The organism is Rubrimonas sp., assembly GCF_036788415.1.
GTDB lineage: Bacteria > Pseudomonadota > Alphaproteobacteria > Rhodobacterales > Rhodobacteraceae > Rubrimonas.
The window spans coordinates 1-4,154 of sequence record NZ_DAIQNN010000166.1; the positions used below are offsets into that span (position 1 = coordinate 1).

Genomic DNA, 4,154 nt, shown 5'->3' on the forward strand with positions numbered 1-4,154 from the left:
GAAGCTTGTGCCTGCGGCGGAACTCGACGACATCCCCGGCGTGTATTTCCCGCCATTATTGAAATTCAGCCCCTGACTGAGATCGCCCGAGCAGATGAAGCCGGAGCCCGAAGCGACGCAGGCGTTCGCAAGCGCCGGAGATGCGATCAGGCCGTTGCCGAAAGCGACGGCGAGGGCCGCGGCAGCCGCAGCGCCGCAAGAGCGGCCCTCATGCCAGCGCGGGACGGCGCGCGCGCCATCGGGCCGCCACGCGCTGTTCCGGAGGGCCTGCGCGACCGAACGCCGTTCGGCGCCGCTCGCCTGCGCGCTCGCGGACCAGAGCGGATGCAGGGTGCGCACATCGGTTTGCGCCATCGTCCTTCTCTCCTGCAGTACAGGGCGCCGCTCGATATTGCGAGCGGGCCAATCGCGTCTCCCCCACCATAATCCGACATACATTAAGCATGATTGAAACCCATATATTGCAGCGGCGAATCCACCAGAACGGCGCCGCGCATGCAGTCAGGATCTGGGGGGCAATTGGGCGACAGCCAAGCGAATGCCCATTGGAGGCGCGGACCGGCAAGCCGATCCGAAGGGCCGAGCGCCGGACACTCCAGAGCCCAGGTCTCGAAACTTGAACCGATTATCGCTTCACTGTTACAGAAGATCTGCGACGGCTCCTGATGGGAAAATGGACGTCGCTCAATGTGCGCATCGTCCGGCATGCAATATTTCGCGTTGCCTACTCTCTGCGGGAGTCGGCCTCGAAACGCGGCGCGGCGGCAGAGACGCTAGACGAGGCATCGCGGGCGAGGGGCGACCGCCAGTCGGCGCGCCGGGGTCGGTGGAAAGGGCAGTGGCGTGGAAAAGTTTGCAATCGACCCTCTCGACTTCGGACAGGAGGCCGGGCCGCTCTACAGGCAGTTGGCCGATCAGGTCGCCGAGATGATCGACTTGGGGGCCCTCGCGCCCGGCGACCGGCTGCCGCCCCAGCGCGACATCGCGCGCGACGCGGGCGTCAACATGACCACCGTTACGCGCGCCTTCGCGCTGCTGCAGCGGCAGGGCCTCGTCGAGAGCCGCCCCGGACGCGGCTCCGTGGTCAGCGCGCACGGGGCCCGTAGCGCCTTCGGCGCGCCGCCCGAGAGCGACGAGGGCTTCGTCGACCTCTCGGTCACGCGACCGGCGACCGACGCGTGGCTGCGCGCCACGGCGGCGCTGCTGCCGGACTTGCCGCGCGACCCGCGCTTCGCCGACATTGGCGAGTTCCACCCGCCGCAGGGCCCCGTCTGGGCGCGGACCGCGCTCGCCGGCTGGCTCGCCCCAGTCCTCGGCGGCGCCGACCCGGACGGCCTGATCCTCACGGGCGGCGCCCAGCACGGGCTCGCCTGCGCGCTCGCCGCGATCGCACGGCCGGGCGATGTCGTGCTCGCAGAGGCCGTCGGCTATCACGGGCTGTCAGGCCTCTGCGCCGCGCAGAGCCTGACGCTGGCCTCCGTGGCGCAGGACGAGGGCGGCATGCGGCCCGACGCGCTCGACGCCGCCTGCCGCGCGCACCGCCCGCGCGCCGTGTTCCTCACCCCCTGCCTTCAGAACCCGACCACCGTCACTCTGAGCGCCGCGCGCCGCGCCGACCTCGCGGCGATCGCCCGGCGTCACGGGACGCTCATCGTTGAGGACGACGTCTATCGCCCGCTCGCGCCCGACGCGCCGCCGCCGATCGCGGCCGCGCATCGCGATGCGACGATCTATATCGTCAGCCTGTCGAAATGCGCGTCCCCGGGCGCGCGCTTCGGGGTTGTGGCGGCGCCGCCCTCGCTCGCAGGCCGCATCGCCGCGATGCTGCGGGTCGATTGCTGGAGCGCGCCGGCGCTGACGGCACTGATCGCGACGCGCCTGATCGAGGACGGTCGGCTCGACGCGATCATCGCCGAACAGCGCGAGGAGCTGGAGCGCCGGCGCGCGGCGCTCGCGCGGGCGTTCGGCCCGGACGCGCTGGACAGCGCCCCCGGCGCGCCGCACGCTTGGCTCAGATTGTCGGCGCCCTGGCGCGGCGAGGCCTTCGTGCGGGCGGCCCGGCAGGCCGGCGTCGGGCTTCTGCCGGGGGCCGTGTTCTCGGCAAGCGCGGACGGGCCTCTGCCGGAGGCGGCGCGCATCAGTCTTTCGGGCGCAGGCTCGGTCGCGCGCGTGGAGCGGGCGGCGGGCGTTCTGCGCCGGCTGTTCGACACCGCCCCCGAACTCGCGGACGTCGCGCTCTGAGGGGCGTCGCTGCGAAGCCGCCGGGGCGCCTCTTCCGCTCCCCGCGCCGCGAAGGTAAACCGCGACGCGAGACCGCACGCCGGGGGCCCGCCATGAAACTCCACTTCATCTCCGGCCTGCCTCGCTCGGGTTCGACCCTGCTCGCCGGTCTGTTGCGTCAGAATCCGCAGTTCCACGCGGCCATGACCGGGCCGGTGCTGCCAATGGTTCAGGCGCTGCTCAACACCTTCACGGCGGCCAACGAGACGGCGGTGTTTCTCGACGAGGAGCGCCGGCGGGCCATCCTGCGCGCGACGGTCGACGCCCATTACGCCCCGCAGGCCGACCGCGACGTGGTGTTCGACACCAACCGCGGCTGGTGCGCGCGGCTGCCGCTGCTGCGCGCCCTCTATCCGGAGTGCCGCGTGATCTGCTGCGTGCGCGACGTCGCCTGGATCATGGACAGCTTCGAGCGGCTCGTGCGGAAGAACGCCTTCGAGCCCTCGCGTCTCTTCGGCACCCCCGAGGAACGGGCGACGGTCTACAGCCGCACCGAGGCGCTGGCGCATCGCGACCGGGTGGTGGGCTTTGCGTGGTCGGCGCTGAAGGAGGCCTATTACGGCGAACATTCCGACGCGCTGCTGCTGGTGGAGTACGACCTGCTGACGCAGAAGCCCGAGGCTTGCCTGAAGCTGATCTACGAATGGCTCGGCGAGCCCTGGTTCGCGCACGACTTCGACAATGTCGAGTATGACGAGCCGGAGTTCGACCGCCAGCTCGGCGCGCCCGGCCTGCACGCCGTCAAGCGCAAGGTCCGTTTCGAGCCGCGCCAGACGGTGCTGCCGCCCGATCTCGCGCAGAAATTCGCGCCGCTGGCCTTCTGGCGCGATCAGGCCGGCTCCTCCGCCTACCGGATCACGGCGCCGGCGCGCTGACGGCCAACAGGACGGGCGGTTCGAGCGCTGCGGTCAGCAGGGCGAGTTCGGCGGTGCCGGTTCGCCTGACGGCGGGCCCGACGCCCGAGAGCACGTCGAGCAGCACCGCAGGCAGCCGCGGCGCGATTTCGCCGAAGCCCAGCAGGCCGAGATCGGCGGCGAGCGCGGTCGGGTCGGTGGCGAGATAGCAATCCGGGGCCACGGCGGCAGGGCCGAACGCCGGGTCGATCCGCAGCGCCACGGCCCGAGAGACGGTCGGCTCGGCGAGCGCGGCGTTGATCGGCGCGCCTAGAAACTCGCCGCACATGGCGTCGAGCGGACGGCCCGGCGTGAGCGGCACCATGAAGAACCGACCGCCCCCGGGGTTGCCTTCGCTGTCGAGCGCGACGCTGAGCGTGCGCCCTGCCTCCGTCGCCGAGCCGGCGAAGCGCAGCGGGCCGCCGACCAGCCCCTCCTCGTACTCCGCTGCGATGCGGCGTCCGCGCGCCGCGCCGAGCGTCAGGCCGCCGCGGATCAGCTTGCCCTCGTGACGCGGCGACATGGCCCAGGAATAGACGGCGAAGGTTCCCAGCCCTGCGGCGGGAGCGGCGCCCGCGGCGCGCGGCCCGCCGAAGCGCGCCGCCCGGACCTCGAGATCGGCCCGGTCGGCCGACAGATGCGCGCAGAGCGCCTCGGCGAAGGCGTCTTGCGTGGAGGCCGCGATCCACGCGGCGGACCGGTCGAAGCCGATCACCTTGACCCAGTCGTCATAGACCGTGGCGCTGCAGGGCATGGCGACCCCTTGCAGCCATTTGTGGCAGCGCTCGACGTCGAAGGCGGTCGCGGGGTTCACGGCGCGGAACCGCTCGCAGAGTTCCTTGCGGGTGGCGCATCCCTGGGCTGCGGCGGTGAGGCGAAGCTTGGCGGCGAAAGGCGTCGTCACAGCCGAGAATCCGAAAAGATGGCCCAAATCCGAGTTTCCACCTCCCAGTTTCCAGCGCCGCGCTGGAATTTCCAATA

The 4,154-nt window shown here is 71.4% G+C and carries 4 protein-coding genes; 2 read left to right on the plus strand and 2 right to left on the minus strand.

Translation table 11 applies throughout. The features are described 5' to 3' along the window. On the minus strand, positions 1-354 hold a 354-nt coding region (locus V7Q31_RS17720; RefSeq protein WP_333835176.1), incomplete at its 3' end, for a hypothetical protein. Positions 355-843: 489 nt separating this feature from the next. Between V7Q31_RS17720 and V7Q31_RS17725 the strand changes: the two genes are divergently transcribed. Beyond that, positions 844-2,241, plus strand: coding sequence for an aminotransferase-like domain-containing protein (locus tag V7Q31_RS17725; protein ID WP_333835177.1), 1,398 nt, complete (start codon positions 844-846; stop codon positions 2,239-2,241). Between the two features lie 92 nt (positions 2,242-2,333). After that, positions 2,334-3,155 (plus strand): sulfotransferase family protein, encoded by an 822-nt coding sequence (locus V7Q31_RS17730; protein WP_333835178.1) that lies wholly within the window; start codon positions 2,334-2,336, stop codon positions 3,153-3,155. On the opposite strand, the gene V7Q31_RS17735 is transcribed toward V7Q31_RS17730, so the two are convergent. Continuing rightward, a complete protein-coding gene (locus tag V7Q31_RS17735) occupies positions 3,136-4,077 on the minus strand; it encodes a hypothetical protein (protein ID WP_333835179.1) in 942 nt (313 codons plus the stop codon). The two genes, V7Q31_RS17730 and V7Q31_RS17735, sit on opposite strands and share 20 nt — an antisense overlap. Positions 4,078-4,154 lie beyond the last annotated feature (77 nt).

Coding starts and splice junctions, on each gene's coding strand:
- V7Q31_RS17730 (WP_333835178.1), top strand. CDS start 2,334: ATGAAACTCCACTTCATCTCCGGCCTGCCTCGCTCGGGTTCGACCCTG.